This window comes from Streptomyces sp. NPDC002911, assembly GCF_053591835.1.
Genome location: NZ_JBSFUO010000018.1, coordinates 93,487 through 118,001 on the forward strand (window position 1 = coordinate 93,487; position 24,515 = coordinate 118,001).

Sequence of the window (24,515 nt, forward strand, 5' to 3'; positions counted from 1 at the left end):
GGTCCTCAGTAGCGCGTGATCGCGGTCGGGCCGGACGCCGTCCCGACCGCGATGTGCGGACGGCGGACCGGATCGGCCCAGGCCAGGATCCGGTCCATGGCGGCCGCCGGCACGGACACACAGCCGGCGGTCGCGCCCTTCCCGTCGACGTGGAGGAAGATCCCGGCGCCCCTGCCCCGTACCGGCCGGTGGTAGTTGAAGCCGATGACGAGCGCACGGGCGTACTGGGTGGAATAGCTGACCAGGTGTTCGGCCTCCTCCGCGCGGCAGTCGGCGGGCCGCGGTTCCACCCAGCGGTTGTACGCACGGGACGTGGTGTCCTGGCACCACCACGAGGCCTCGACGACCCGGCGGTACGGATAGCGGGTACCGGGCGCCTCCTTCTCGATGCCGAAGGCGTACGGCACGTCGTACAGCCCGGTGGGAGTGGTGTTCGTGCCCTGCGTACGGGTGGCACCCTCCGCCAGGCCGTTCGCCCCGAAGCGGGCGGGTGCCGAGCCCGCCGCCACCCAGCCGCCGCCGCGCCGGTCCCACCAGGTGACCGTGCCCGTGGTGGAGTCCGTTCCGGGGGCCTCGGCGGTGATCAGCTGCGTGCCGCCGCCCGTGTCGGCCAGCCGTTCCGGAAGGGGCGGCGGTCCGGCGGGCCGTGCCGCGAGCGAGCCGGCCAGTGCCAGCAGAACCGACCCGGTCACCAGAAATCTGTGCATGCCCCGGACCGTACGGGGCGCGGCGGCCCGCCCCCACCGCGCCTGCTCCGTACGGCTCAGTGGCTCACCCCTCGGCCGGCGTGGGCATCACAGGCAGGGGCAGGGGGAGCCCCGGAAGACCGTCGATGCTGGTGGCGATGTCGGGCTTCTTCTCGAAATACCTGCTCAGGCTTTCGTCGTCCTCGCGCCGGAAGCGGTCGGAGTGCAGGGAGCGGTCCTCGTCGTACGACATGAAGGGCACCCCGTAACCGCAGGTGTCCCGGATCAGTTCGGCCGTCACCACGATGATCGCGCGCAGCCCGTGCGGGGTGGGGTCGATGTCCGGGAAGTGGCCGAGCAGCCCGGGGAAGCGAGCGTCGTCACGGAAGACCGGCTCACCGCGGCCGTGCACGCGGACGATGTTCGGAGGGCCCTGGAAGGCGCACCACATCAGCGTGATGCGCCCGTTCTCCTGGAGATGGGCGACGGTCTCGGCATTGCTGCCGGCGAAGTCGAGGTAGGCCACGGTCTGTTCGTCGATGACGGCGAACGAGCCGTTGATTCCCTTCGGGGACAGGTTGACCGTGCCGTCGCCGTCCAGGGGCGCCGTCGCGGTGAAGAAGAGGTGCTGCGCCTCAATGAAAGCCCTGAGTCGCCCGTCGATGCGTTCATGAGTTTTTCCCATGGGGTGATTATCGAACTATTAGGGGGCTTCGGGGCAGAGGGCGAACGTTCACCGGCGCTTTGACAAACCATACGGAGGACTGCATAGTTATACCCATCAGTGAATGGATCAAGAATGGTGGACAGGCATACGCGTGTTCCGCCCCTTGTACTCCCGAGGAGCACGCAGTGAGCAACGGCACCGGCACCAGTGACGTACGCCTCTGGGGCGGCCGTTTCGCCGACGGCCCGGCCGAGGCGCTGGCCAAGCTGTCCGCCTCCGTCCACTTCGACTGGCGGCTCGCGCCGTACGACATCGCGGGTTCCCGTGCCCACGCGCGCGTGCTCAACAAGGCGGGGCTGCTGAGCGGCGAGGAGCTGGCCCGCATGATCGAGGGCCTGGACTCGCTCGAAGCCGCCGTCGCCGACGGGTCGTTCACCGGCACCATCGCCGACGAGGACGTCCACACCGCGCTGGAGCGCGGCCTCCTGGAGCGCCTCGGCCCGGACCTCGGCGGCAAGCTGCGGGCCGGCCGGTCCCGCAACGACCAGGTCGCCACGCTCTTCCGGATGTACCTGCGTGACCACGCGCGGATCATCGGCGGGCTGATCGCCGAGCTCCAGGACGCCCTGGTCGGACTGGCGGAGGCGCACCCCGACGTGGCCATGCCCGGTCGTACGCACCTCCAGCACGCCCAGCCCGTCCTCTTCGCCCACCACGTCCTGGCCCATGTGCAGCCCCTGTCCCGCGACGCCGAACGGCTGCGCCAGTGGGACGAGCGGACCGCCGTGTCGCCGTACGGCTCCGGCGCACTGGCGGGGTCGTCCCTCGGGCTGGACCCGGAGGCGGTCGCCGCGGACCTCGGCTTCGAGCGCGGCTCCGTCGGCAACTCCATCGACGGCACCGCGTCCCGTGACTTCGTCGCCGAGTTCGCCTTCATCACCGCGATGATCGGCGTCAATCTCTCCCGCGTCGCTGAAGAGATCATCATCTGGAACACGAAGGAGTTCTCCTTCGTCACCCTCCACGACGCCTTCTCCACCGGCTCCTCGATCATGCCGCAGAAGAAGAACCCGGACATCGCCGAGCTGGCCCGCGGCAAGTCCGGCCGCCTCATCGGCAACCTGACCGGACTGATGGCGACCCTGAAGGCCCTCCCGCTCGCGTACAACCGCGACCTCCAGGAGGACAAGGAGCCGGTCTTCGACTCCTGCGACCAGCTCGAGGTCCTGCTCCCCGCCTTCACCGGCATGATGGCGACGCTCACCGTCCACCGGGAGCGCATGGAGGAGCTGGCCCCGGCCGGCTTCTCGCTCGCCACGGACATCGCCGAATGGCTGGTCAAGCAGGGCGTCCCCTTCCGGGTGGCGCACGAGGTCGCGGGCGAGTGCGTGAAGGTGTGCGAACACGAGGGCGTCGAGCTCGACGAACTGACGGACGAGCAGTTCGCGAAGATCTCCGAGCACCTCACCCCGGAGGTGCGCACCGTCCTGAACGTGCCCGGCGCGCTCGCCTCCCGCGACGGGCGCGGCGGGACGGCCCCCTCGGCCGTCGCCGCACAGCTGGCCGAGGTGAAGGCCGACCTGGTGACGCAGCACGCCTGGGCGACCGCGCGCGGATGATTCACAGGCATCGCGGGATACGTTGACGGGAAGGCGTTCGGAACCGACCCAGAGGAGCCCGCGATGCCCTTCGCCCGCCTGAACCGAGCGACTACCCCGACCTCCCACATCGGGCTCGGCCTGGCCGCCGTGGGCAGGCCCGGCTACATCACCCCCCACCGTGACCGTGATCTGCCCGGCGACCGGGGCGTGGACGCACTGCGCGTCCGCACCCATGACCTCCTGGACGCGGCCTACGCCCAGGGCGTGCGCTATTTCGACGCCGCCCGCTCCTACGGTCGCGCCGAGGAGTTCCTCGCCGAGTGGCTGACCGCCCGGCCCGATGTGACCGACGTGGTCATCGGCAGCAAATGGGGCTACACCTACACCGCCGACTGGCGCGTGGACGCCGAGGCGCACGAGGTGAAGGACCACGGACTCGCCGCTTTCGAACGCCAGCACGCGGAGTCGGCCGCACTGCTCGGCGACCGGCTCGACCTCTACCAGATCCACTCGGTGACCGCCGACAGTCCGGCGCTGAGCGACAAGGACCTGCACGCGCGTCTCGCGGACCTGGCCGCCGGAGGTACCACGGTCGGCTTCTCCGCGAGCGGCCCCGGCCAGGCCGACGCCATCCGGGCCGCCCTCGCCGTGACCGTGGAGGGCGAACCCCTCTTCCGGACCGTCCAGGCCACCTACAACGCCTTGGAGAACTCCGCCGGCGCGGCACTCGCCGAGGCGCACGACGCTGGGCTCACCGTGATCGTCAAGGAGGCCATGGCCAACGGCCGGCTCGCCGGGACCGAAGCGCCCGCCGTCCTCCAGGAGATCGGTGCCGAAGCCGGACTGGACGCGGACGCCGTCGCCATGGCACTCGTGCTCCACCAGCCGTGGGCCGGAGTCGTCCTGTCCGGCGCGGTCACCGCCACCCAGCTCGCGGCCAATCTGCACGCGCCGCTGCTCGACCTGGACCCGGACCGGCTGGACCGGCTGGCCGCCCTGGTGGAGGAGCCTGAGGCCTACTGGCGCCACCGGGCCTCACTGCGCTGGAGCTGAGCCGACACGCGGCCACTGGGCGAGCGCGTCGAAGTCCGCCCGCACCAGCCCCACCCAGGGGTCGATCCGCCGCAGCAGGGCTCGCCCTGGGTGGTGCGCGGCGACCCAGGCCGTGTCGAGCTCGGAGATCTCGTCGTCGACCCAGGCGAACGGCCGGCCGTCGGCGTAGTCGACGACGTAGCGCGTCTTCCAGTACGTGCCGTTCCCGGTGACGCCGTGCATATCCGGCCAGTCGATGTACGGCAGGGGCGGCAACCCGAGATGCGGGGCGATCCACTCGTTCGCCTCGTCCTTCCAGGTGGTGGCCCAGACGAGTTCGTACCGGTCCGTGAGTGACAGCAGCTCGTCGCCGTGGTCCGGGCTGAGCAGGACGGGCAGCGGCGACCCCACCGTCCACCCGGTCGGCCGCATCAGGTGCCGCCGGTAGCCGTGGGGGACCTGGCGGCGGGACAGAGCCGCGTAGGGGTTGAGCGGACCGTCGATGTCGATCAGCAGCAGCGGCTTCATGGCGTCATGGTGCCCGGCGGACGACGCGATGTCAGAACGTGACCTGCGTCTCATGTTGCTTGCTCGCGTCTCATGACTTCTGAGCGTGAGCAGGTGCTGCGGAGTGCCGCCGCCCTCCCGACCCGTAAGCCCACGGCGACCATGGACGAGGTCGCCCGGGCCGCCGGATCGGCCGCGCCACCCCGCACCGGCACTTCGCCGGGCGGGACGCCCTGGCCGGGGCGCTGGAAAACCTCGGTATCCATGAATCCGAGGCGGCTCCGGACGCGGCCGGGCTGGACGAGGGCAGCGCCGAGGTCGGGCTGCGGCGGCTGATCGTGGCCGTTCAGCCCGGCGCGGGACTGCTGCCCTTCCTCGTCGGCGAGAACCAGCTCGTCGAGGGCGACGACGTCTGCGAGGGATGGAGCCGTCCCGACGCCCGGGTCTCGGTCTTCCTCCGGTGGGGCCGGGAGCGCGGCGAGTTCCGGATCGACCTGATCCCGGCCTGGCTGACCGAGGCCCTGTACGGCCTGATCGGGTGCTGCGCATGGTCCGTGCGGTGGGCCCGGTCGCCGCGCAGGACCTCCCCCACATGATCGTCGAGTTGCTCCTGGGCGGGGCACGCCGGAGCGTGGAGAAATGAGCAGCACCTACGCAAGGGCAGGAGTCACGGGCGACCCGCACCATCCGGGCCGGTGGATCGCCCTCACCGTCCTCGTCCTGGCCGTGCTGCTGGTCGCCGTCGACGCCACCGTCCTCGGCCTGGCCACCCCGTTCCTCAGCGAGGATCTCGAACCGACCGGCACCCAGCTGCTCTGGATCGGCGACGTCTACTCCTTCGTCATCGCAGGACTCCTGGTCTCCATGGGCAGCCTCGGTGACCGCATCGGCCGGAAGAAGCTCCTGCTGACAGGTGCCACAGCCTTCGGCGCGGTCTCCGTGCTCAACGCCTACGCGTCGACTCCCGAGATGATGATCCTGGCCAGGGCTGTGCTCGGTGCCGCGGGCGCCACTCTGATGCCGTCCACGCTCGCCCTGATCCGCAATCTCTTCCACGACCCGCGCGAACGCAGTCTCGCCGTCGGCATCTGGGGCGCGATGGCAGCGGCGGGTGCCGCCGTCGGGCCGGTCGTGGGCGGGCTCCTGCTGGAGCACTTCTGGTGGGGATCGGTCTTCCTGATCAACCTGCCCGTGATGGCGGTCCTCGTCGCCGTGGGCATCAAGATGATCCCCGAGTCGAAGAACCCCGCGCCGGGCCCCTGGGACCTGCTCAGTGTGGGGCTCTCGCTGGTCGGCATGATCGGCATCGTGTACGCGATCAAGGATGCCGCCGCACGCGGCCTGAGCTGGGAGGCCGGTGTGGCCGCCGTCGGCGGCGCGCTGGCGCTCACCTGGTTCGTACGCCGCCAGCTGAAGCTCCCCGCCCCTCTGCTGGACATGCGGCTCTTCCACCACAGAGGGTTCTCCGGCGCGGTCCTCGCCGACCTGCTGACCATCCTCGGACTGTCCGGGATCGTCTTCTTCCTCTCCCAGTTCCTGCAACTGGTCCAGGGGCGTGGCCCGCTCGAGGCCGGGCTGGCCGAACTGCCCGCGGCCGTCGGTGCGGTGACCGCCGGACTGCTGGCGGGGAGGGTCGCGCGCCGCTGTTCCGTGCGCTCCGTCGTCGCCGTGGGGCTCGGGGCCATCGGCGTGTCGCTCGCCGTGGTCACGGTGATCCACAAGGAGACCGGCTATCCGCTGATCGGGGTCCTGCTCCTGGTGGTGGGCGTCGGCGCGGGATTCGCCTTCACCGTCACCTCCGACGTCATCCTCTCCAGTGTCCCGAAGGAGCAGGCCGGCTCGGCGTCAGCGGTGTCCGAGACGGCGTACGAGCTGGGCGCCGCGCTCGGCATCGCGCTGCTCGGGTCGATCGTCACGGGCGTCTACAAGGGCTTCGGAACCCCCGAGGGCATCCCGGCCGCCGCAGCGAAGGCGGCCCACGAGTCGCTGGGCGGAGCCGTGGAGACGGCGGGGCGCCTCCCGGCGCACCAGGGGAGCGAACTCGTCGTCGCGGCCCAGGAGGCCTTCGTCAACGGGCTGCGGGTGTCAGCCGCGGTCGGTGCCGTCGTGCTGCTCGCGACCGCTGTCGCCGCCTGGTTCCTGCTGCGCGATCAGAAGCTGGAGGAGGGGATCATCCCCGACGAGTGAGCGGCCCGGCGCGGTTCGCGCCGGGCACCGGAGTGCACCCGTCCGGCTCAGGCGGCCTTGGCCTTCGTGGCGTACATGTCGACGTACTCCTGGCCCGACAGCCGCATCACCTCGGCCATCACCGAGTCCGTCACCGCCCGCAGGACGTAGCGGTCGCGGTCCATGCCCTCGTAGCGGGAGAACTCCATCGGCTCGCCGAAGCGCACCGTGACCTTGCCCGGGCGGGGCAGGCCGGCGCCGCCCGGCTGCAGCTTGTCCGTGCCGATCATCGCGAACGGCACGACCGGCGCACCGGTCATCAGGGTCAGCCGCGCGATACCCGTACGGCCGCGGTAGAGCCGGCCGTCGGGAGAGCGGGTGCCCTCGGGGTAGATGGCGAAGGCATGGCCCTCCTCCAGCACCCGGCGGCCCGTCATCAGCGCCGCGACACCCCCGCGGCCGCCGTCCCGGTCCACCGGGATCATGCCGCAGCCCGTGAAGAACCAGGCCATCAGCCGGCCCTTGAGGCCCTTGCCGGTGACGTACTCGTCCTTGCCGATGTAGAACACCGGCCGGTCGCAACAGATCGGCATGATCATCGAGTCGATGAACGTCAGATGGTTTCCCGCGAGGATCACCGGCCCGTCACCCGGGATGTTCTCGACGCCTTCCACCTGAGGCCGGAAGAGCAGGCGCAGGATCGGTCCGAGCACTGCCTTGATGACCGTGAGTCGGGACAACGCATCCTCCGGTGACGTGGCCGGGCCGGCCGGGCGGGAATTCGCAGGGTCTGTGCAGGTGAGGACGATACTCGCGGGTCCCGCCTCTCCGCACATCGGGTTCACCGAGCCGATACGCAGCGTTGACGTGTGTTTCCGCCATGTACGTCCACGGGCTGCCCCGCCGATGGCGTAGCTGCCTACGATCAAGCCTTCCCCAAAGGTGCCGGACATCACATGCGAGGAGCATTCATGACAGAGCGCGCGCAGGCAGCACCCGGTCGGCGGAGCCTTCTGGGGGCCGCCTTTCTCGGCACGGCGGCCCTCGGCCTGTCCGGTACGGCGTACGCCGCCGGCCGGGGCCCGGACGGACGAGACCACGGCAACAACTCCTACCGGGACCTTCCCGTGCCCACCGTCATCGGCCACCGCGGCGCCAGCGGCTACCGGCCCGAGCACACCCTCGGCTCCTACCAGCTGGCCCTGGACATGGGCGCGCACATCGTCGAGCAGGACCTCGTGCCCACCAGGGACGGCCACCTGGTCTGCCGCCACGAGAACGACATCACCGGCACCACGGACGTCGACGAGCACCCCGAGTTCGCGAGCCGCAAGGCCACCAAGCAGGTCGACGGGGTGTCGCTCACCGGCTGGTTCACCGAGGACTTCACCCTCGCCGAGCTGAAGACCCTCCGGGCCAAGGAGCGCATCCCCGGCAACCGCCAGGAGAACACGCTCTACGACGGACGCTGGGAGATCCCGGCCTTCGAAGAAGTCCTGCGCTGGGCGGACGAGGAGGGCCGACGGCGCGGCAGGCCCGTCTGGCTCTACGTGGAGACCAAGCACCCCTCCTACTTCAGGGGCCTCGGGCTCGGCCTGGAGGAGCCGCTCGCCGGGCTGCTGCGCCGCCACGGCCGGAACAAGGCGAACTCCGCACTGATCCTCCAGTCCTTCGAGCCGAGCTCGATGCAGCGGCTGTCGAAGCTCGTCGCCACCCCGCGTGTCGTCCTGCTGTCAGGGCCGAAGGAGCGTCCCTGGGACTTCGTGGAGGCCGGTGACCCCCGCACCGTGGCCGATCTGGTGAAGCCCGCCGGGCTGAAGTGGATCTCGTCCTTCGCCCAGGGCATCGGCCCCACACTTGACCTGGTCATTCCCAGGGACGGCGCCGGACGGCTCACCACCCCCACCGCCCTGGTCCAGGACGCGCACGCGCGGGGCCTGATCCTGCACCCATACACGATGCGCAGCGAGAACACCTTCCTGCCCGCGGACTTCCGGCGCGGCACCGACCCGAACGCGTACGGTGACGTGTTCGGCGCTCTGCGCGCGTACTTCGAGGCAGGCATCGACGGGATCTTCTCCGACAACCCCGACACCGCACTGCTCGCGGCCGCCGACTTCGCCCAGGACTGATGCCGGGAGACCGGGCCGCGCGTCAGCCGCCCGGCACGCATGCCCCGGTCGGGTGGAGCTCCCCGTGCGCTGCAACTCGCCGCACACGGGGACCGTTGAGGGGGCATGACTCTTCCTGATCATGTTCCAGCGGCCTCGTCCGAAGCGGCGGGCGACCGCGGGCGAGCGGTCGTGCGCGCCCTGCACGCGCTGGTGCGCGCGGAGGCGGGAGCGGAGGCGCAGGCCGCCGGGACCGAGGCCGCTGACCTGGAACAGGCGGTGTGGCTGCGGCTGCTGGAGCGGTGGCCAGGTCCAGGGGCGCCCGCCGACCCCGCCCGCTGGGTCCGCACCGCCGTGCGGGCGGAGGCACGGGTCGCCCGCCGCAGAACCCGGCGCGAGCGCGCCTACACCGCCGGTGACCCCCCGGACGACTGGGCCGGTTGCCCCGAACGGATCGCGGTGGGAGCCGACGAACGCCGCGCGCTGCGCACCGCGGTGCGCCGGCTGCCCGGAAGGTGCCCGCGGTTGCTCGAGGCGATGCTGGCTCCCCACGATCCGACGTACCGGGAGATCGCAGGGGAGTTGGGTATGTCACAGGGCAGTTTGGGCCCTATGCGTTCCCGATGCCTCGGATGTCTGCGCAGAATGCTCGCGGCGGAGGTTGTAGCTCCTGAACTGCGGGGAAAGGAGCGGTAGACAACCGGTGGAGCAGGTGAGCGGGAGGCATGCACACATGGGCATGAGTGTGACCATCTCGGCGGCGACGGCACAGGACGTCGAGCAGATCTTCAGACTCCAGTACCTCTGTTTCCAGAGCGAGGCGGAGCTCCACGGCAACTACCGGATCGAACCACTCGTCCAGACCTTCGACTCCGTCCGGGACGAAGTCGCCGCGGACCTGGTGTTCGTGGCCCGGCTCGGAGACGAAGTCGTCGGTTCGGTACGCGGCTTCACCGACGCGGACGGCACCGGCCGGATCGGCAAGCTCTGCGTCCACCCCAGGCTCCGTAACCACGGCCTCGGCACCCGTCTCCTGCGGGCCGCGGAATCCGGCCTGGCGGATGGGCGTTCGGCCACCCGCTTCCGCCTGCACACGGGGGAGCGCGGCGAAGGCAATCTGCGGCTCTACCGCAAGGCGGGTTACGCCCTGGTGGGCAACGCCACCGGAGGTGACGGCGTCCGGATGGTCCTGCTCGAGAAGGACGCCACCGCACCGGCCTATGTGACCAGCGCCTGATCGACTCCCGCGACGCCCGGTGTCAGGCGTTCCGTGCGCGGCGCAGCCAGATCATCCCGGTGACCGGAAGGATCACCGGGATGAACAGGTAGCCCATGCCGAATTCCGACCACACCGTGCTGTCCGGGAAGGCGGACGGCTCCAACTGCGTCCAGGTCCCGACGATCAGTACGCCCGCGAGCTCGGCGGCGCAGCACACCAGCGCCGCCCTGCGCGCCTTCTCCCCGCCCCGCACCAGCGAGTACGTGATGAAGCCGTACACCACGGCGGCGACGGCCGAGAGGACGTACGCGAGTGGCGCCTTGCCGAAGTCCAGGATCATCTCGACGATCGAGCGGGACGCGGCGGCCACGGTGAACACCCCGTAGAACCAGACCAGGACCCGCCCGGGCCCGGTGCCGAGCTCGAACCGCTGCTTCTCCCGCGGGGCGTCCGGCTGCGGGGCGATGGAGGCGGAGGCCCCCGTGCGGTCGGTGTCGCGCATGGTCAGTTTCCCCAGATGTCGTAGAGCCGCACTTCGAGGACGGCGAGCACGACCGCGCCGGCCGCCACCGTCACCGAACCCCAGCGGGTCCGCTCCGACAGCGACAGGAAACCCGCGGCGGGCACGGACGCGAAGGCGCCGATCAGATAGGCGATGAAGATCGTCATTCCCTGACCGGGCCGCTCGCCGCGCGCCAGCTGCACGATTCCCACGACCAGCTGCGCCAGCGCCAGCACGGAGACGACCGCCATGCCGATGAAGTGCCAGTCCTTCGTGGGCTGGTCCCGGTAGGCGGCGAATCCGCACCAGGCGGCGAGGGCGAGCGCGGTCACGGCGACCGCGACCGTCAGGGCGTCAAGCATGAGGCGAGGGTATTACGGGCCGGGGCGGCCGCCGCGTGCGGCCCCGGGCGACGGGTGGGTGCCGTCGGTGTTCCAGGAATCGTGGTCTTGGCCACAGGGCGCCCGCAGCATGATCGCGCCGCTGCCGGCGCGATGGTCGGAGCTGCTCACGTTTTCGCAGGTCAAAGCGGTGTGATCGGCGATCCCGGTGCGGGGGACGCGCACCCATGGCCGTCCGCTATGCGGACGCGGTGGGTAGCCGGAACGTTACGTCTGTTTTACTTGCCGCATGACCACGACGAGCTACCGCAGCCCTGCGACCGAGGCGATCCCGACGCCCGGTGCTCGTTGTACGTGTCGAATGCGCGCCCTCTGAGGGCCCCCGCCTGAGCCTCGCGCCCCGAAGCGAGACCGGGACCGCGCCGTTCGTACCCAGCGGCCCGGGCATGCCCGAGCCGCACGGCGCCCGCCGAGGCCGGCCGTGCCGGGACTCCCACCGGTCGACCACCGAGAACGGTCTCACCAGACGAATGCCCCGTGCCCGGCGGACACCGCGCCGTGCACTCGACAGTGACGGAAACCCTGTGATCACCACTTCGGGCCTCACGAAGGTCTACCAGTCACGCGGCCGTGAGGTCACCGCCCTGGACGGCGTGGACCTGCATGTCCGCGAGGGTGAGGTCTACGGCGTCATCGGACAGAGCGGCGCCGGCAAGTCCTCCCTCATCCGCTGCGTCAACCTCCTCGAACGCCCCACCTCGGGCACCGTGACGGTCGCCGGACAGGACCTCACGGCCCTCGCGGGCCGCGGCCGCCGCGCCGGCAAGGAGCTCCGCCGGGCGCGCAGCCGCATCGGCATGGTCTTCCAGCACTTCAACCTGCTGGACTCGCGCACCGTCCGGGACAACGTCGAGCTCCCCCTGGAGATCCTCGGGCTCTCCGGACAGGCACGCACCCGCAAGGCGCTCGAACTCCTCGACCTCGTCGGTCTCGCCGACAAGGCGAAGGCCTACCCCGGTCAGCTGTCCGGAGGCCAGAAGCAGCGCGTCGGCATCGCCCGCGCCCTCGCGGGCGACCCGGAGGTGCTCCTCTCCGACGAGGCGACGTCCGCGCTGGACCCCGAGACCACCCGCTCCATCCTGCAGCTGCTGCGCGACCTCAACCAGGAGCTCGGCCTCACCGTCCTGCTCATCACGCACGAGATGGACGTCGTCAAGACGGTCTGTGACTCCGCCGCGCTGATGAAGAAGGGCCGTATCGTCGAGTCGGGCACCGTCGGCTCCCTGCTGGCCACCCCCGGCTCCGAGCTGGCCCACGAGCTGTTCCCCGTAGGCGGCACCGCCTCCGGCCCCGGCTCCACCGTCGTCGACGTCACCTTCCACGGCGAGGCCGCGGCCCAGCCGGTGATCTCGCAGCTCTCCCGTACGTACAACATCGACATCTCGATCCTGGGTGCCGCGATGGACACCGTCGGTGGCAAGCAGATCGGCCGCATGCGCATCGAGCTGCCCGGCCGCTTCGAGGAAAACGTCGTACCCATCGGCTTCCTGCGCGAGCAGGGCCTCCAGGCCGAGGTCGTGGACGACGGACCCTCCGACAGCACGGACATCCCCGCCCAGACCCCCGTAGCGCTCACCAAGGAGGTGGCGAAGTGACCTGGTCCGAAATGCAGCCACTGCTCACGCAGGGAACCATCGACACCCTCTACATGGTGCTCTGGTCCACGCTCGTCACCGTCGTCGGCGGGCTGCCGCTCGGCATTCTGCTCGTCCTCACCGACAAGGGCGGGCTCCTGCAGAACACCGTGGTGAACAAGGTCATCGGCGTGATCGTGAACATCGGCCGCTCCCTGCCTTTCATCATTCTGCTGATCGCGCTGATCCCCTTCACCACCTGGGTCGTCGGCACCTTCATCGGCCCGTCCGCGATGATCGTGCCGCTTGCCGTCGGCGCCGTTCCGTTCTTCGCGCGGCTCGTCGAGACAGCGGTGCGCGAGGTCGACCACGGGCTCGTCGAGGCCGTCCAGTCGATGGGGGGATCCATCCCGACGATCGTCCGCAAGGTCCTGCTGCCACAGGCGCTGCCCTCGCTCGTCTCCGGCGTCACCACCACCGTCATCGTGCTCATCGGCTATTCCGCCATGGCCGGTGCGGTCGGCGGCGAAGGGCTCGGCTCCAAGGCCATCACGTACGGATTCCAGCGCTTCGACGACCAGTTCATGCTCATCACCGTCGCGCTGCTCATCGTCATCGTGACCGTGGTCCAGCTGATCGGCGACGGAGCCGGGCGCCTGCTGGCACGCCGGGGCCGCACCACCTCCTGAACCTCATCTCCTCCGAAGCCCGGACTCCTTGTCCGGGCGCATCACCGTCACCACCGGAAAGAGGCACTCTTCGTGCGTAAGAACATCAAGATCACCGCTGCCGCAGCCGCCACCGCCGCCCTGGCCTTCGGGCTCAGCGCCTGCGGCACGGACTCCGACCCGGCCGCCAAGGGCGAGACCGGCGCCGGTGCGGACACCTCCAAGGCCCTCGTCGTCGCCGCGTCGCCGACGCCGCACGCCGACATCCTGAACTACGTCAAGAAGAACCTGGCGGACGAGGCCGGCCTCAAGCTGGAGGTCAAGGAGTTCACGGACTACGTCCTGCCGAACACCGCCACCGAGAACGGCCAGGTCGACGCCAACTTCTTCCAGCACAAGCCCTACCTGGACGACTTCAACAAGAAGAACAAGACCCACATCGTCCCGGTCGTCGACGTCCACCTCGAGCCCCTCGGTCTCTACTCCAAGAAGGCCGAGGACCTCAAGGACATCAAGGCCGGCCAGACCATCGCCGTCCCGAACGACACCACCAACGAGGGCCGCGCGCTCCAGCTCCTCGCCGAGAACGGCCTGATCACCATCAAGGACGGCGTCGGCACCAACGCCAAGCTCAGCGACATCACGGACAAGAAGGGCCTGGAGTTCAAGGAGATCGAGGCCGCGACCGTGCCGCGCGCCCTCGACGATGTCGACGCCGCCGTCATCAACGGCAACTACGCGATCGAGGCCGGCCTCGAGCCGGGCCAGGACTCGCTGGTGCTGGAGAAGGCCGACGGTAACCCGTACGCCAACTTCCTGGCGGTCAAGGACGGCAACGAGGACGACCCCCGGGTCCAGAAGCTCGCGAAGCTCCTGAACTCCGACGAGGTCAAGAAGTTCATCGAGGACACCTACAAGGGCTCCATCGTCCCCGCCTTCGGCGAGCCCGCCAAGTCCTGACCCCCAGGCGCCACTTGCCCACGAACCCCGCACACCCGCACCAGGGTGTGCGGGGCTCCGCCGTGCGGACCCGGCCATGCGCATTCACGGTCCGATGCTGCATGCTGGTGCCTTTACAGGGTCTTCGGCATGGAGCTGCGCATGACTACCACCTTCCCGTCCATCTCCATCAGCACGGACAGGTTGGTGCTGCGCCCCTTCGACATGGCGGACGTCCCGGCGTACATCGAGATGATGAACGACGAGCTGGTCACCACCTGGACCGACGCACCGCACCCCTACACCCAGGTCGACGCCGAACGGTGGGTCCGCAGGATCGCGCCCGCCGAACGCTCCAACGGCAACGGCATCGTCTTCGCCGTCACCGAATTCCTCACCCAGCGCCTCGTCGGCTCCGTGCGGCTCCTGAACACCGACCGGCGCACCCTGGCCACCGAGGTCCGCTACATCACCGCCCCCTGGGCACGCGGCGAGGGATACGCCACCGAGTCCGTGCTGGCCCTCGCCGAGTGGCTCTTCCGCGACCAGAGCTTCGAGCGGATCGAGCTGCGCACCCCCGCCGGGAACACCGCGTCCCAGCAGGTCGCCCAGAAACTGGGCTGCATCAGCGAAGGCGTCCTGCGCAACGCACGCATAGCCAGGACCGCGACGGAGGACGGGGGCTGGACCGACATCAGGACCGACCTCATCGTGTGGGGGCTCCTGCCCGAGGACCTGGAGGGCGTCGCCGAGCAGCTGGCCGACGCGGGCGGCTACGGCACGTACAACGACTGGAACTGACCTCCCTCCCGCACCTGGGGAGCCCCCGGCAGGGCGTTGGTACGGACCGGATACGCTCACCCTTGCGCCGCCCATCCCGGCGGGGCGTCCCCACCTGCTCGCACCCCAGGAGGCTGACGACGATGGCCGACCGGGTCACGGTGATCGGCTGGGACGGCTCGCCTCTGACCAGGGCGGCCACCGCCGCGCTCTCGGCCGCCACGCTCGTCGCCGGTGCAGCGCACCATCTGGCACTCCCCGAAGTCCCCGGGTCCGCCGAGCGCATCCGTCTCGGCAGCGTCGACCTGGCCGCCCGCAGGATCGCCGGCCACCGTGGGAGCGCCGTGGTCCTCGCCGACGGCGACCCCGGCTTCTTCGGCGTCGTACGCACCCTGCGCAAGCCCGAACACGGCCTCGAGGTCGAGGTCGTCCCCGCCGTCTCATCCGTCGCCACCGCCTTCGCCCGTGCCGGAATGCCGTGGGACGACGCGCAGATCGTCGTCGCCCACCCACGCACCCTGCGCCGCGCCGTCAACATCATCCGCGCCCACCACAAGGTGGCCGTACTCACGTCCCCCGGCGCGGGCCCCGCCGAGCTCGCACTCCTGCTCGAAGGCGTCCACCGCACCTTCGTGATCTGTGAGGAGCTCGGCACCGCACGCGAACGCGTCACCGTCCTCACCTCCGACAAGACGGCCGATCACACCTGGCGCGACCCCAACGTCGTCATCGTCATCGGCGGCGGACCCGAGACCACCGCGAGCGGCGCATGGATAGCCGGCCGCCGCCCCGACCACCCCGAGGGCGTCCGCGGCTGGGCCCTGCCCGCCACGTCGTACGGCGGCGCAGGGGAGAGCGGCGAAGGGGAATCGCCCGGCCTGCGCGCCGCGCAGCTGGCCCGCCTCGGGCCGCGAGCCGGTGATCTGGTCTGGGACATCGGCTCGGGCGGTGGTGCCTTCGCAGTGGAGGCGGCCCGCTTCGGCGCCGCGGTGCTCGCCGTCGACAGCGACCCCGACGCCTGCACGCGTGCGGCGGCGGCTGCCCGCACCTTCCGGGTGGGAGTCCAGGTCGTCCGGGGGACCGCCCCGCACGTTCTGGAACGCCTGCCCGAACCCGATGTCGTACGGATCGGCGGCGGCGGGGTACCCGTGGTCACAGCGGTGGCCGACCGGCGGCCGGAACGCATCGTCACCCATGCCTCGAACCGGGACGAGGCGGAGGCGCTGGGCGCGGCCCTCTCGGAGAACGGATACACGGTCGAGTGCGCGCTGCTCCAGTTCGTGGAACTGGACACCTCCGCCTGGGCGGAGCGCGAACGTTCCGTCGTTTTCCTGCTCTCCGCCGTGCGTTCGGACCTCGCCCCCTGAGCCGCCCGCACCGAGGCGCGAGGTAGGCTGACCGATTGTTGTACCGCGCCCGGCTGTTCGACGGTTCGTTCGTCAATGTCCGGAAAAGTGGACCGTATTGATCCGCGATGTGGTACGGCACCACCGGGGGACGCGCAAAGTGGCGCAGTCCACAGCGAGCCGAGGCAGAAGTGTCTGTCGCGGCGGCGAACGGCCGCGAGAATGTACACCTTCGCGCGCGTTTCGTGCCGCGCGGGGAGCCCGCTCGTTCTTGTTGACGAGCACCGGCGTGCCGTGGTTCGTGCATCCCGGGCGAAGGGCGAAGGAGCACTGACGATGGGCGAGGGGTACGCATGACTGACACCGGCCAGATCCCGGGCGAGGGACTGCCGGAGAACGCAGGCATGGTGGAGCAGCCGGGCGTCCCCGCCCCGGACGCCTACACCTACCTCGAACCCTCCGAGCACACAGCAGAGGACGACGATCTCCTTCTGATGCCCGCCTCACAGGGCGCGTGGAGCGACGCTCCCGCCACGTCCGAGCAGTTCCCGGCGCACTCGTCCGTGCAGTTCCCGGCGCACTCGCCCGTGCAGGTCCCGGCCGCCGCCGCACCGGCTCGGCGCCCGCTGCACCGCGGCCCCGCGTCCACCGAGGCCCCTTCCTACGGCGGGACGCCGACCGGAGGAGTGGTCCGCTCGCTCGCGGACCGGGGGCCCGCCGGTCCGCAGAACCCGATGCCCGTACGGCACGCCGGACCGCCGACGGTTCCTGAGTACTTCGACGTCCCCACTGACGACGCGGCCGTGCCGCCGGGCCCGCAGCCGGGCGAGATTCCCCCCCAGGGCGTTCCCGCGTGGGGCCCGCCCGAACCGGTCGCGGAGCCGGCCGTGACGCCCGAGCCGGGGGCGGCTGAGGCAGCCGTCGCACCCGCCGCGCCCGTGGAGGACGCCGCGCCTGCCGAACCGGCTGAACCGGTCGAGCCCTCCGTGCCTGCCGTACCCGCGGAAGTCACGCCGGTTACGCCCGCCGCGTCCGCAGAAACGGTCGCCCCGGAGCCGGAGCCGGAGCCGGAGCCGGAGCCGGAGGCCGCCGTCCTGCCGGAGGCTCCGGCGGAGCTCGCGGTGGGGGTCGAGGAGCGTCCCGTGGAGCCTCTGGCCGAGGTCCCGGAGGCCGTACCGGTCGAGGCTCCCGCCGAGGTGCCCGCCGAGGCTGCCGTCGTCGAGCCCGCCGCCCCGGCTGAGCCGGCGGGACAGTTCGTGCCCGTGGCGGGCTCCGTACCGACGGCTCCGCACCTCGCCCCGACTCCCGTGGACGAGGCGGCTGCCCCCGCAGCCGAGCCTGGGCAGGCCGTTGAGCCCGAGGGCCCGGAGGTACCGGAGCCGGTCGCCGTTCCGCAGCCCGAGCCACCCGTGGCGGCTGAGGCCGCGCCGGCGGAGCCCGAGGGCCCGGAGGTACTGGAGCCGGTCGTCGTTCCGCAGCCCGTTGCCCAGTCCGAGCGCGCCGCGGAATCCGAATCGGCTTCCGAGGCCGTTGCCGTGCCGTCGGCCGGGCCCCAGACCCTTCCCGATCCGGAACCCGGCGCCGGACCTGAGATCCTCGAGACTCCGGAAGCCGGGACCGCGGAAGCAGCGGTCCCGGGGGCCGTGGTTCCGGAGGTTCAGCCCCTGGTAGCGGAAGCCCCAGCAGCTGAGGAAGCCCCTGCAGCCGAGGTCCCGGCTGAGGAAGCCTCAGCAGCTGAGGAAGCCCCTGCAGCCGAGGTCCCGGCTGAGGAAGCCTCAGCAGCTGAGGAAGCCTCAGCAGCTGAGGAAGCCTCAGCAGCTGAGGAAGCCTCAGCAGCTGAGGAAGCCCCAGCAGCCGAGGAAGCCCCTGCAGCCGAGGTCCCGGCTGAGGAAGCCCCAGAAGCTGAGGAAGCCCCAGCAGCTGAGGAAGCCCCAGCAGCCGAGGTCCCGGCTGAGGAAGCCCCAGAAGCCGAGGCCCCGGCCCCTGTCGGGAACATTCCCGGGGAAGCCCCGTTCGTGGAGGCGACGCAGGAGACCGAAGCCGCTGAGGCGATGGCCCCCGCCGAAACCGAAACGGAGTCCGAGGCAGCCCATGTCTCCCCTCCCGCCCCCGGTTACGACGACGCCGAGCGCGAGGCCGTCCTGCGCGTGATGCGTGAACGGCGCGACATCCGCAACGGCTTCCGCAGCGACCCCATCCCGCACGAGGTCCTCCTCCGTGTCCTGGAGGCCGCGCACACCGCACCGAGCGTCGGCCATTCGCAGCCCTGGGATTTCGTCGTCATCCGTTCCGCGGAGACACGCCGCTCCATGCACGAACTGGCACAGCGCCAGCGCGAGGCGTACGCCCAGTCGCTGCCCAAGGCGCGGGCCAAGCAGTTCAAGGAACTGAAGATCGAGGCCATCCTCGACACTCCGGTGAACATCGTCGTCACCGCCGACCCCACCCGTGGCGGCCGCCACACCCTCGGCCGGCACACCCAGCCGCAGATGGCCCCGTACTCCTCGGCACTCGCCGTGGAGAACCTGTGGCTCGCCGCCCGCGCCGAGGGCCTGGGCGTCGGCTGGGTCAGTTTCTTCGACGAGCGGGAGATGGTCCGTGCGCTCGGCCTGCCCGAGCACCTCGAAGTCGTCGCCTACCTCTGCGTCGGTTACGTGGACGAGTTCCCCCAGGAACCCGAGCTCATGCAGGCGGGCTGGTCCAAGCGCCGCCCGCTGTCCTGGGTCGTCCACGAGGAGACGTACGGCCGCCGCGCCCTGCCCGGTGAGGAGCCGCACAACCTCCTCCAGGAGACCATCTCCGGCATCCGCCCCCTGGACGCCAAGGCGCTCGGCGAGGCCTGGGAACGCCAGAAGCGGATGACGAAGCCCGCCGGCGCGCTCGGCATGCTGGAGATCATCTCCGCGCAGCTGTCCGGGCTCTCGCGGCTCTGCCCGCCGCCGATCCCGGAGCCCGCAGCCGTCGCGATCTTCGCCGGCGACCATGGGGTGCACGCCCAGGGCGTCACGGCGTGGCCGCAGGAGGTCACCGGCCAGATGGTCGCCAACTTCCTCGGTGGCGGCGCCGTCTGCAACGCCTTCGCCGCCCAGGTCGGCGCCGAGGTCTGCGTCGTCGACGTCGGGGTCGCGGCGGAACTCCCCGCGACGCCCGGCCTGCTGCCCAGGAAGGTCCGCCCCGGAACGGCTGACTTCACCACCGGTCCCGCCCTCACCCGCGAAGAGGTGCTCGCAGCGATCGAGGTCGGCATCGAGACCGCCCGCGACCTGGTGGCGGCCGGCAACAAGGGCCTGCTCACCGGTGAGATGGGCATCGCCAACACCACCGCTTCGGCGGCGCTGATCTGTGTCTACACGGGCAAGGACCCGGCGGAGGTAACCGGCCGCGGTACAGGGATCAACGACGAGATGCACGCCCGTAAGGTCGATGTGGTCCGCCGCGCCCTGGACCTGCACCAGCCCGACCCGGCCGACCCGATCGGGGTCCTGGCAGCGGTCGGCGGCCTGGAGCACGCCGCCATGGCGGGGTTCCTGCTGGGCGGCGCCTCACTGCGTACGCCGGTCATCCTGGACGGCGTGAGTGCCGGCGCGGCCGCACTGGTTGCCAGGGCGATCGCCCCCGAGGCGCTCGCCGCCTGCATCGCGGGCCACCGCAGCGCGGAACCCGGCCACGTCGCCGCCCTCAACAAGCTGGGCCTGCGCCCGCTGGTCGACCTGGACCTCCGCCTCGGCGAGGGCACGGGCGCGCTGCTCGCGCTCCCCATCGTGCAGAGCGCCGCCCGCGCGATGCACGAGGTGGCGACGTTCGACTCCGCAGGTGTCACGGAGAAGTAGCCGGCGCTGTGCCCGGACGAGCCAGGCCGGCCCGTCCGGGCACCACCCGGTGTGCCTGGGACGGGGCGGCCGGGGAACGGGGGCGGGACGGGGCGGCGAGGAACGCCGCGGACGGCCGCGAGCCCGCCGCACCGCCCAGGGCCCGGAACCCGCCACCCCGTATCGTGGTCCCCGGCGTCACCGCCTCACCCCGCCCACGTCACCGCCGCTCCACCGCCGCAGCGGCCCGCAGCACACCGCACCCTGCACGAGGAGCCCGCACGACCATGGCCGAGCATGACGATCACCCTGCCTACCCCGTCGGACTGCGCCTGAACGGGCGCCGCGTCGTCGTCGTCGGCGGCGGCCAGGTCGCGCAGCGCCGACTGCCCGCCCTCATCGCGGCCGGGGCCGACATCACCCTGGTCTCCCCGTCGGCGACCGCGTCCGTCGAGGCGATGGCCGACACCGGTGAGATCCGCTGGGAGCGCCGCAGGTACCAGGACGGCGACCTCGCCGACACCTGGTACGCCCTCGTCGCGTCGTCCGACGCCGCTGCCAACGACGCCGCGTCCGCCGAGGCCGAGCGCAGCCGCACCTGGTGCGTCCGGAGCGACGACGCCGAGGCGGCCACCGCCTGGACACCGGCCACCGGCCGCAGCGAAGGCATCACGGTCGCCGTCCTCACCACCACCTCGCAGGGCCGCGACCCCCGGCACTCCGCCGCGGTCCGCGACGCGATCGTGGAAGGGCTGCGCGACGGCACCCTCGCCGCCCCGCACCACCGCACCCGCGCCCCCGGCGTCGCACTGGTGGGCGGCGGCCCGGGCGACCCCGACCTGATCACGGTGCGGGGCCGTCGTCTCCTCGCCGAGGCCGACGTGGTCATCGCCGACCGGCTCGGCCCCCGGGACCTGCTCGACGAGCTCCCGCCGCACGTCCAGGTGATCGACGCCGCGAAGATCCCGTACGGCCGGTACATGGCGCAGGAGGCGATCAACCAGGCGCTGATCGACCACGCCAAGGCAGGCAGGTCCGTGGTCCGGCTCAAGGGCGGTGACCCGTTCGTCTTCGGCCGCGGTATGGAGGAGGCGCAGGCGCTGGCAGCCGAGGGCATCGCCTGTACGGTCGTCCCTGGTATCTCCAGCTCGATCTCCGTGCCGGGAGCGGCCGGAATCCCTGTCACCCATCGAGGTGTCGCCCACGAGTTCACGGTGGTCAGCGGCCACGTGGCGCCCGACGACCCACGCTCCCTGGTCGACTGGAAGGCGCTCGCGCAACTGCGCGGCACCCTGGTCCTTCTGATGGCCGTCGACAAGATCGGCGCCATCTCCCAGGCCCTCATCGCCCACGGGAAGTCACCCGACACCCCGGTGGCCCTGGTCCAGGAAGGCACCACGGCAGCCCAGCGCAGGGTCGACGCGACCCTCGGGAACGTCGGGGAGCGGGTCGTCGCGGAAGAGGTACGGCCCCCGGCCGTCATCGTCATCGGCGACGTCGTCGCCGTCGGCACGGAACCGGCCGGCCGGCTCGAAGGCTGAGGCGGCCGGGCACCCGGCCGAAGCGCGCCTCCGCACCTCACACCACCCCGACAAGGCAGTAGCAACCGTGGCTGAACTCATCACCGTCGACGACCCGGACGACCCGCGTCTGAGCGACTACACCGGCTTGACCGACGTCGAGCTACGGCGCCGGCGGGAACCCGCCGAAGGCCTGTTCATCGCCGAGGGCGAGAAGGTGATCCGGCGTGCCGGGAACGCCGGGTACGAGATGCGGTCCATGCTGCTCTCGGCCAAGTGGACCGAGGTCATGCGCGATGTGATCGCCGAGGCCACGGCGCCGGTCTACGCGGTGACGCCGACGCTCGCCGAGCGTGTCACCGGCTACCACGTGCACCGCGGGGCCCTCGCCTCGATGCAGCGCAAGCCGCTCCCCGACGCCGGCGCACTGTTGTCCCCGGAGCGGGGGAACGTACGGCGGGTCGCCGTCTTCGAGGACATCGTCGACCACGCCAATCTCGGAGCGGCCTTCCGTAACGCGGCCGCACTCGGCGTCGACGCGGTCCTGCTCACCCCGCGCTGCGCCGACCCGCTCTACCGGCGGGCGGTCAAGGTCTCGATGGGGTCCGTCTTCCACGTCCCGTGGACCCGCCTGACGTCCTGGCCCGACGACGTCCGCCTGCTGCGCGAGGCCGGCTTCACCACCGCCGCGCTCTGCCTCAGCGACACGTCGATCACCCTGGACGAACTCGTCGCCCGTCGGCACGAGAAGCTGGCGCTCGTCTTCGGTACGGAGGGCGACGGCCTGACTCCCGAGGCACTGGCCGAAGCCGACACCCATGTCCGTATCCCGATGGACGCCGGAGTTGACTCGCTCAACGTCGCCGCGGCCTCCGCCGTCGCCTTCTACGCGACCCGGGCCGGATCCGCCTGATCTATGGACCGTCCACCCGCGCCGGGTGGACACCGGCCCCCTCGTACGTCTGTGACGGCGTGCCGCCCAGTCCTTGTGCCGGTCCCTGACAGCCCTGAGCGGCCGCGATCCCCAGCGCTACCAGCAACGTCACCACGACGAAGACGACGAGCCGCTGGCGCAGCAGCCGCGGATTGGCCGGCCTCCGTTTCCCGCCCTTCCCGGCCGAGGCCGTCCGGACGCCGGCCCGGGAGGCCTGCCTGCCGTTCGTTCCCTGCGGCCCCAGCGGCTGCCGACCCGAGTGCGGGCCGCCCCGCGTCGGCCGGGACTGGGACCCGCCGGTGCGAGAGGGGTGGCGCGAGGGCGCAGGGCGGCGTCCGTGGGCGCGTGGCGCCTGAGCGGGTCCTCCGGCCGCACGCCGGATCGACTGTTCGGTGTAGGGGCTCTCCAGCCGGCCGGTCGGCCGGTCCAGCTCCTGCTCGCTCCGCTGCGCGGGCGGCCGGCGCTCCTGCAGCCCCTGCGCCTCGCGTGCGGCGATCTCCTTGAGCCGCATGGAGAGCTGCAGCGTGCTCGGACGCTCCTCCGGGTCCTTCGCCAGACACGCCCGTACGAGCGGCGCGAGCGCGTCGTGCACATCGAACAGATGCGGCTCCTCGTGGACCACGCGGTAGAGCATCACCTCGGAACTGCCGTGCCCGAAAGGCGAATCGGCCATCGCCGCGTACGCCAGAGTGGCGCCCAGCGAGAACACGTCGGTCGCGGGCGTCACGGTTGCACCACGCACCTGCTCGGGTGCCAGGAAACCCGGCGAGCCGACGGCCGTCCCGACATGGGTGAGCGTGCTGGCCCCGGTCGCCCATGCGATACCGAAGTCGATGATCCGGGGGCCCTTGGGGGAGAGGAGGATGTTGGACGGCTTCAGGTCACGGTGGACGACGCCGGCCTCGTGCACAGCCACCAGGCCTTCCGACAATGCCGCCCCGATCGAGGCCACCTCGGCGGCCGGCAGAGGACCCTCCTCCATGACCTTGTCGTGCAGCGAGGGGCCCGGCACGTACTGCGTCGCGAACCACGGGCGGTCCGCCTCCAGATCGGCGGCCACCAGCCGCGCCGTACATCCGCCGCGAATCCTCCGGGCGGCGGACACCTCGCGCGCGAAACGCGAGCGGAACTCCTGGTCCTCCGCCAGATCCGGCCGGATCACCTTGAGCGCCACCCGCTGGCCCCGGCGGTCGGAACCCAGGTAGACGACGCCCATGCCGCCCGCGCCGAGCCGCCGGTGCAGCCTGAACGAGCCGACGACACGCGGGTCCTCGCGCCGGAGCCGCATCATCGCCATCGTCTGCCCATCCCCGCTGCCGGTCCGCCTGACGAGGCACAGCTTACGTACCCGTGGCGCGGCGCGCTCAGAGGCCGCGCCCTCGCCATCCCAACGATTGTCAGTGCCCGATGGGAGAATTGAAGCGTGGTCAGGGAACCGGGGATCCAGGTTCTGTGGCCCGTGCGAGATCTCAAACGACCGTCGCAGAAGGGGGATTGGATCAATGAAGGGCGATCGTGTGGAAATAGTCGTGGACGCCGGTGACACGACCAGGACGTACGAAGTGGTGGCCTCCAGGGCAGGCCGCAGGGTGGAGACAGCGGTCCGCCGAGGGGTGGTGGAAGTGAGTGAAGTCACCCGAAGTGGATCAGTTGTCCGTACTGCCCGCTTCATGGCAACCAGGGTGCTGGCCCTGGTCGAACAGCCGGTCCCCCGGGAGGACTCCTCCGAGCGGCCTCGCACGGGCGACCTCTGATTCGGAGGCACCCCCTGGACGAGTTGTTGCGAATGCTGACGGTGTGTCCGGGAACGCAGGCAGGGCGTCCAAGATCGTTGTGTGACGAACAACCTTCACGCCCTGCTGACCGCACTGTAGGTGAAGATCGACGACGAGATCGGAGGTACTCGATGGCTTGGCCGACCGCCGCAGCTGACGGATTCCGAGCTGGTCACCCTGGCCGTTGCGCAGGCTCTGCCGGGCTTCACCTCGGAGTCGCGCCGGCTGCGGTTCGTGGACTCCCGGCTGGGGTCGATGTTCCCGTACGTGCCCAGGCA

General features: G+C 71.1%; 22 protein-coding genes and 2 pseudogenes. 17 read left to right on the forward strand and 7 right to left on the reverse strand.

The window, feature by feature from the left end:
* Positions 1 to 5: 5 nt before the first annotated feature.
* Complete coding sequence (locus ACWD04_RS24435) at positions 6 to 707, reverse strand: L,D-transpeptidase family protein (RefSeq protein ID WP_451135251.1); 702 nt, start codon at positions 705 to 707, stop codon at positions 6 to 8.
* Between the two features lie 64 nt (positions 708 to 771).
* Positions 772 to 1,371, reverse strand: coding sequence for a pyridoxamine 5'-phosphate oxidase family protein (locus tag ACWD04_RS24440; RefSeq protein ID WP_451135253.1), 600 nt, complete (start codon positions 1,369 to 1,371; stop codon positions 772 to 774).
* Between the two features lie 167 nt (positions 1,372 to 1,538).
* Here ACWD04_RS24440 and argH point away from each other — a divergent pair, with 167 nt between their 5' ends.
* Positions 1,539 to 2,972: an argininosuccinate lyase gene (gene argH, locus ACWD04_RS24445; protein ID WP_451135255.1), complete on the forward strand. Its 1,434-nt coding sequence runs from the start codon at positions 1,539 to 1,541 to the stop codon at positions 2,970 to 2,972.
* A gap of 63 nt (positions 2,973 to 3,035) precedes the next feature.
* Positions 3,036 to 4,007, forward strand: a complete 972-nt coding sequence (locus ACWD04_RS24450) for an aldo/keto reductase (protein WP_451135257.1) — start codon at positions 3,036 to 3,038, stop codon at positions 4,005 to 4,007.
* On the opposite strand, the gene ACWD04_RS24455 is transcribed toward ACWD04_RS24450, so the two are convergent.
* Positions 3,990 to 4,514 (reverse strand): hypothetical protein, encoded by a 525-nt coding sequence (locus ACWD04_RS24455; protein WP_451135259.1) that lies wholly within the window; start codon positions 4,512 to 4,514, stop codon positions 3,990 to 3,992. The two genes, ACWD04_RS24450 and ACWD04_RS24455, sit on opposite strands and share 18 nt — an antisense overlap.
* A gap of 72 nt (positions 4,515 to 4,586) precedes the next feature.
* Between ACWD04_RS24455 and ACWD04_RS24460 the strand changes: the two are divergent.
* Positions 4,587 to 5,136 (forward strand): annotated as a pseudogene (locus tag ACWD04_RS24460) (TetR/AcrR family transcriptional regulator).
* Positions 5,133 to 6,680 carry an MFS transporter gene (locus tag ACWD04_RS24465; protein WP_451135261.1) on the forward strand — a complete coding sequence of 516 codons (1,548 nt, stop codon included), beginning with the start codon at positions 5,133 to 5,135 and terminating at the stop codon, positions 6,678 to 6,680. The pseudogene ACWD04_RS24460 and the gene ACWD04_RS24465 overlap by 4 nt, the downstream one beginning before the upstream one ends.
* Positions 6,681 to 6,727: 47 nt before the next feature.
* Here ACWD04_RS24465 and ACWD04_RS24470 read toward each other — a convergent pair whose 3' ends face one another.
* Positions 6,728 to 7,399, reverse strand: a complete 672-nt coding sequence (locus ACWD04_RS24470; RefSeq protein WP_099176793.1) for a lysophospholipid acyltransferase family protein — start codon at positions 7,397 to 7,399, stop codon at positions 6,728 to 6,730.
* A 231-nt stretch (positions 7,400 to 7,630) separates the two neighbouring features.
* On the opposite strand from ACWD04_RS24470, the gene ACWD04_RS24475 reads away from it, so the two are divergent.
* The 3 genes from ACWD04_RS24475 to ACWD04_RS24485 all read left to right on the forward strand — a co-directional run bounded on the left by ACWD04_RS24475 (position 7,631) and on the right by ACWD04_RS24485 (position 10,007).
* The gene (locus tag ACWD04_RS24475) at positions 7,631 to 8,791 is read left to right on the forward strand and encodes a glycerophosphodiester phosphodiesterase (protein WP_451135263.1); all 1,161 of its coding nucleotides are present in this window, start codon (positions 7,631 to 7,633) and stop codon (positions 8,789 to 8,791) included.
* Between the two features lie 105 nt (positions 8,792 to 8,896).
* A complete protein-coding gene (locus ACWD04_RS24480; RefSeq protein WP_451135265.1) occupies positions 8,897 to 9,466 on the forward strand; it encodes a sigma-70 family RNA polymerase sigma factor in 570 nt (189 codons plus the stop codon).
* Between the two features lie 37 nt (positions 9,467 to 9,503).
* Entirely contained in the window at positions 9,504 to 10,007 is a 504-nt protein-coding gene (locus ACWD04_RS24485; RefSeq protein ID WP_451135267.1) for a GNAT family N-acetyltransferase, read from the forward strand.
* Between the two features lie 22 nt (positions 10,008 to 10,029).
* Here ACWD04_RS24485 and ACWD04_RS24490 read toward each other — a convergent pair whose 3' ends face one another.
* Positions 10,030 to 10,491, reverse strand: a complete 462-nt coding sequence (locus tag ACWD04_RS24490; protein WP_451135269.1) for a hypothetical protein — start codon at positions 10,489 to 10,491, stop codon at positions 10,030 to 10,032.
* A gap of 2 nt (positions 10,492 to 10,493) precedes the next feature.
* On the reverse strand, positions 10,494 to 10,853 hold the full coding sequence (locus tag ACWD04_RS24495; RefSeq protein ID WP_451135271.1) for a hypothetical protein: 360 nt from the start codon (positions 10,851 to 10,853) through the stop codon (positions 10,494 to 10,496).
* 563 nt (positions 10,854 to 11,416) lie between these two features.
* Here ACWD04_RS24495 and ACWD04_RS24500 point away from each other — a divergent pair.
* The 8 genes from ACWD04_RS24500 to ACWD04_RS24535 all read left to right on the forward strand — a co-directional run bounded on the left by ACWD04_RS24500 (position 11,417) and on the right by ACWD04_RS24535 (position 22,441).
* Positions 11,417 to 12,487, forward strand: coding sequence for a methionine ABC transporter ATP-binding protein (locus ACWD04_RS24500; protein WP_451135273.1), 1,071 nt, complete (start codon positions 11,417 to 11,419; stop codon positions 12,485 to 12,487).
* Positions 12,484 to 13,155 (forward strand): methionine ABC transporter permease, encoded by a 672-nt coding sequence (locus ACWD04_RS24505; RefSeq protein ID WP_451135275.1) that lies wholly within the window; start codon positions 12,484 to 12,486, stop codon positions 13,153 to 13,155. Before ACWD04_RS24500 ends, ACWD04_RS24505 begins: the two co-directional genes overlap by 4 nt.
* A gap of 72 nt (positions 13,156 to 13,227) precedes the next feature.
* Positions 13,228 to 14,094, forward strand: a complete 867-nt coding sequence (locus ACWD04_RS24510; protein WP_451135277.1) for a MetQ/NlpA family ABC transporter substrate-binding protein — start codon at positions 13,228 to 13,230, stop codon at positions 14,092 to 14,094.
* 141 nt (positions 14,095 to 14,235) lie between these two features.
* The gene (locus tag ACWD04_RS24515; protein ID WP_451135279.1) at positions 14,236 to 14,874 is read left to right on the forward strand and encodes a GNAT family N-acetyltransferase; all 639 of its coding nucleotides are present in this window, start codon (positions 14,236 to 14,238) and stop codon (positions 14,872 to 14,874) included.
* A 122-nt stretch (positions 14,875 to 14,996) separates the two neighbouring features.
* A complete protein-coding gene (cbiE, locus tag ACWD04_RS24520) occupies positions 14,997 to 16,220 on the forward strand; it encodes a precorrin-6y C5,15-methyltransferase (decarboxylating) subunit CbiE (protein WP_451135281.1) in 1,224 nt (407 codons plus the stop codon).
* A 332-nt stretch (positions 16,221 to 16,552) separates the two neighbouring features.
* The gene (cobT, locus tag ACWD04_RS24525; RefSeq protein ID WP_451135283.1) at positions 16,553 to 20,029 is read left to right on the forward strand and encodes a nicotinate-nucleotide--dimethylbenzimidazole phosphoribosyltransferase; all 3,477 of its coding nucleotides are present in this window, start codon (positions 16,553 to 16,555) and stop codon (positions 20,027 to 20,029) included.
* Between the two features lie 266 nt (positions 20,030 to 20,295).
* Positions 20,296 to 21,549 (forward strand): uroporphyrinogen-III C-methyltransferase, encoded by a 1,254-nt coding sequence (gene cobA / locus ACWD04_RS24530; protein WP_451135285.1) that lies wholly within the window; start codon positions 20,296 to 20,298, stop codon positions 21,547 to 21,549.
* A 67-nt stretch (positions 21,550 to 21,616) separates the two neighbouring features.
* Positions 21,617 to 22,441: a TrmH family RNA methyltransferase gene (locus ACWD04_RS24535; RefSeq protein ID WP_451135287.1), complete on the forward strand. Its 825-nt coding sequence runs from the start codon at positions 21,617 to 21,619 to the stop codon at positions 22,439 to 22,441.
* Position 22,442: 1 nt separating this feature from the next.
* Here ACWD04_RS24535 and ACWD04_RS24540 read toward each other — a convergent pair whose 3' ends face one another.
* Positions 22,443 to 23,759: a serine/threonine-protein kinase gene (locus ACWD04_RS24540; protein ID WP_451135289.1), complete on the reverse strand. Its 1,317-nt coding sequence runs from the start codon at positions 23,757 to 23,759 to the stop codon at positions 22,443 to 22,445.
* Positions 23,760 to 23,964: 205 nt separating this feature from the next.
* Between ACWD04_RS24540 and ACWD04_RS24545 the strand changes: the two genes are divergently transcribed.
* Positions 23,965 to 24,216, forward strand: a complete 252-nt coding sequence (locus tag ACWD04_RS24545) for a hypothetical protein (RefSeq protein ID WP_451135291.1) — start codon at positions 23,965 to 23,967, stop codon at positions 24,214 to 24,216.
* Between the two features lie 120 nt (positions 24,217 to 24,336).
* Positions 24,337 to 24,515, forward strand: a pseudogene (locus ACWD04_RS24550) (IS982 family transposase); the annotation flags it as partial.

Excerpts from the sequence above, each read along its gene's own strand:
- ACWD04_RS24435 (WP_451135251.1), bottom strand. The coding sequence starts at position 707 with ATGCACAGATTTCTGGTGACCGGGTCGGTTCTGCTGGCACTGGCCGGC.
- ACWD04_RS24440 (WP_451135253.1), bottom strand. The coding sequence starts at position 1,371 with ATGGGAAAAACTCATGAACGCATCGACGGGCGACTCAGGGCTTTCATT.
- ACWD04_RS24450 (WP_451135257.1), top strand. The coding sequence starts at position 3,036 with ATGCCCTTCGCCCGCCTGAACCGAGCGACTACCCCGACCTCCCACATC.
- ACWD04_RS24455 (WP_451135259.1), bottom strand. The coding sequence starts at position 4,514 with ATGAAGCCGCTGCTGCTGATCGACATCGACGGTCCGCTCAACCCCTAC.
- ACWD04_RS24465 (WP_451135261.1), top strand. The coding sequence starts at position 5,133 with ATGAGCAGCACCTACGCAAGGGCAGGAGTCACGGGCGACCCGCACCAT.
- ACWD04_RS24475 (WP_451135263.1), top strand. The coding sequence starts at position 7,631 with ATGACAGAGCGCGCGCAGGCAGCACCCGGTCGGCGGAGCCTTCTGGGG.
- ACWD04_RS24480 (WP_451135265.1), top strand. The coding sequence starts at position 8,897 with ATGACTCTTCCTGATCATGTTCCAGCGGCCTCGTCCGAAGCGGCGGGC.
- ACWD04_RS24485 (WP_451135267.1), top strand. The coding sequence starts at position 9,504 with ATGGGCATGAGTGTGACCATCTCGGCGGCGACGGCACAGGACGTCGAG.
- ACWD04_RS24490 (WP_451135269.1), bottom strand. The coding sequence starts at position 10,491 with ATGCGCGACACCGACCGCACGGGGGCCTCCGCCTCCATCGCCCCGCAG.
- ACWD04_RS24495 (WP_451135271.1), bottom strand. The coding sequence starts at position 10,853 with ATGCTTGACGCCCTGACGGTCGCGGTCGCCGTGACCGCGCTCGCCCTC.
- ACWD04_RS24515 (WP_451135279.1), top strand. The coding sequence starts at position 14,236 with ATGACTACCACCTTCCCGTCCATCTCCATCAGCACGGACAGGTTGGTG.
- cbiE (WP_451135281.1), top strand. The coding sequence starts at position 14,997 with ATGGCCGACCGGGTCACGGTGATCGGCTGGGACGGCTCGCCTCTGACC.
- cobT (WP_451135283.1), top strand. The coding sequence starts at position 16,553 with ATGACTGACACCGGCCAGATCCCGGGCGAGGGACTGCCGGAGAACGCA.
- cobA (WP_451135285.1), top strand. The coding sequence starts at position 20,296 with ATGGCCGAGCATGACGATCACCCTGCCTACCCCGTCGGACTGCGCCTG.
- ACWD04_RS24540 (WP_451135289.1), bottom strand. The coding sequence starts at position 23,759 with ATGGCGATGATGCGGCTCCGGCGCGAGGACCCGCGTGTCGTCGGCTCG.
- ACWD04_RS24545 (WP_451135291.1), top strand. The coding sequence starts at position 23,965 with ATGAAGGGCGATCGTGTGGAAATAGTCGTGGACGCCGGTGACACGACC.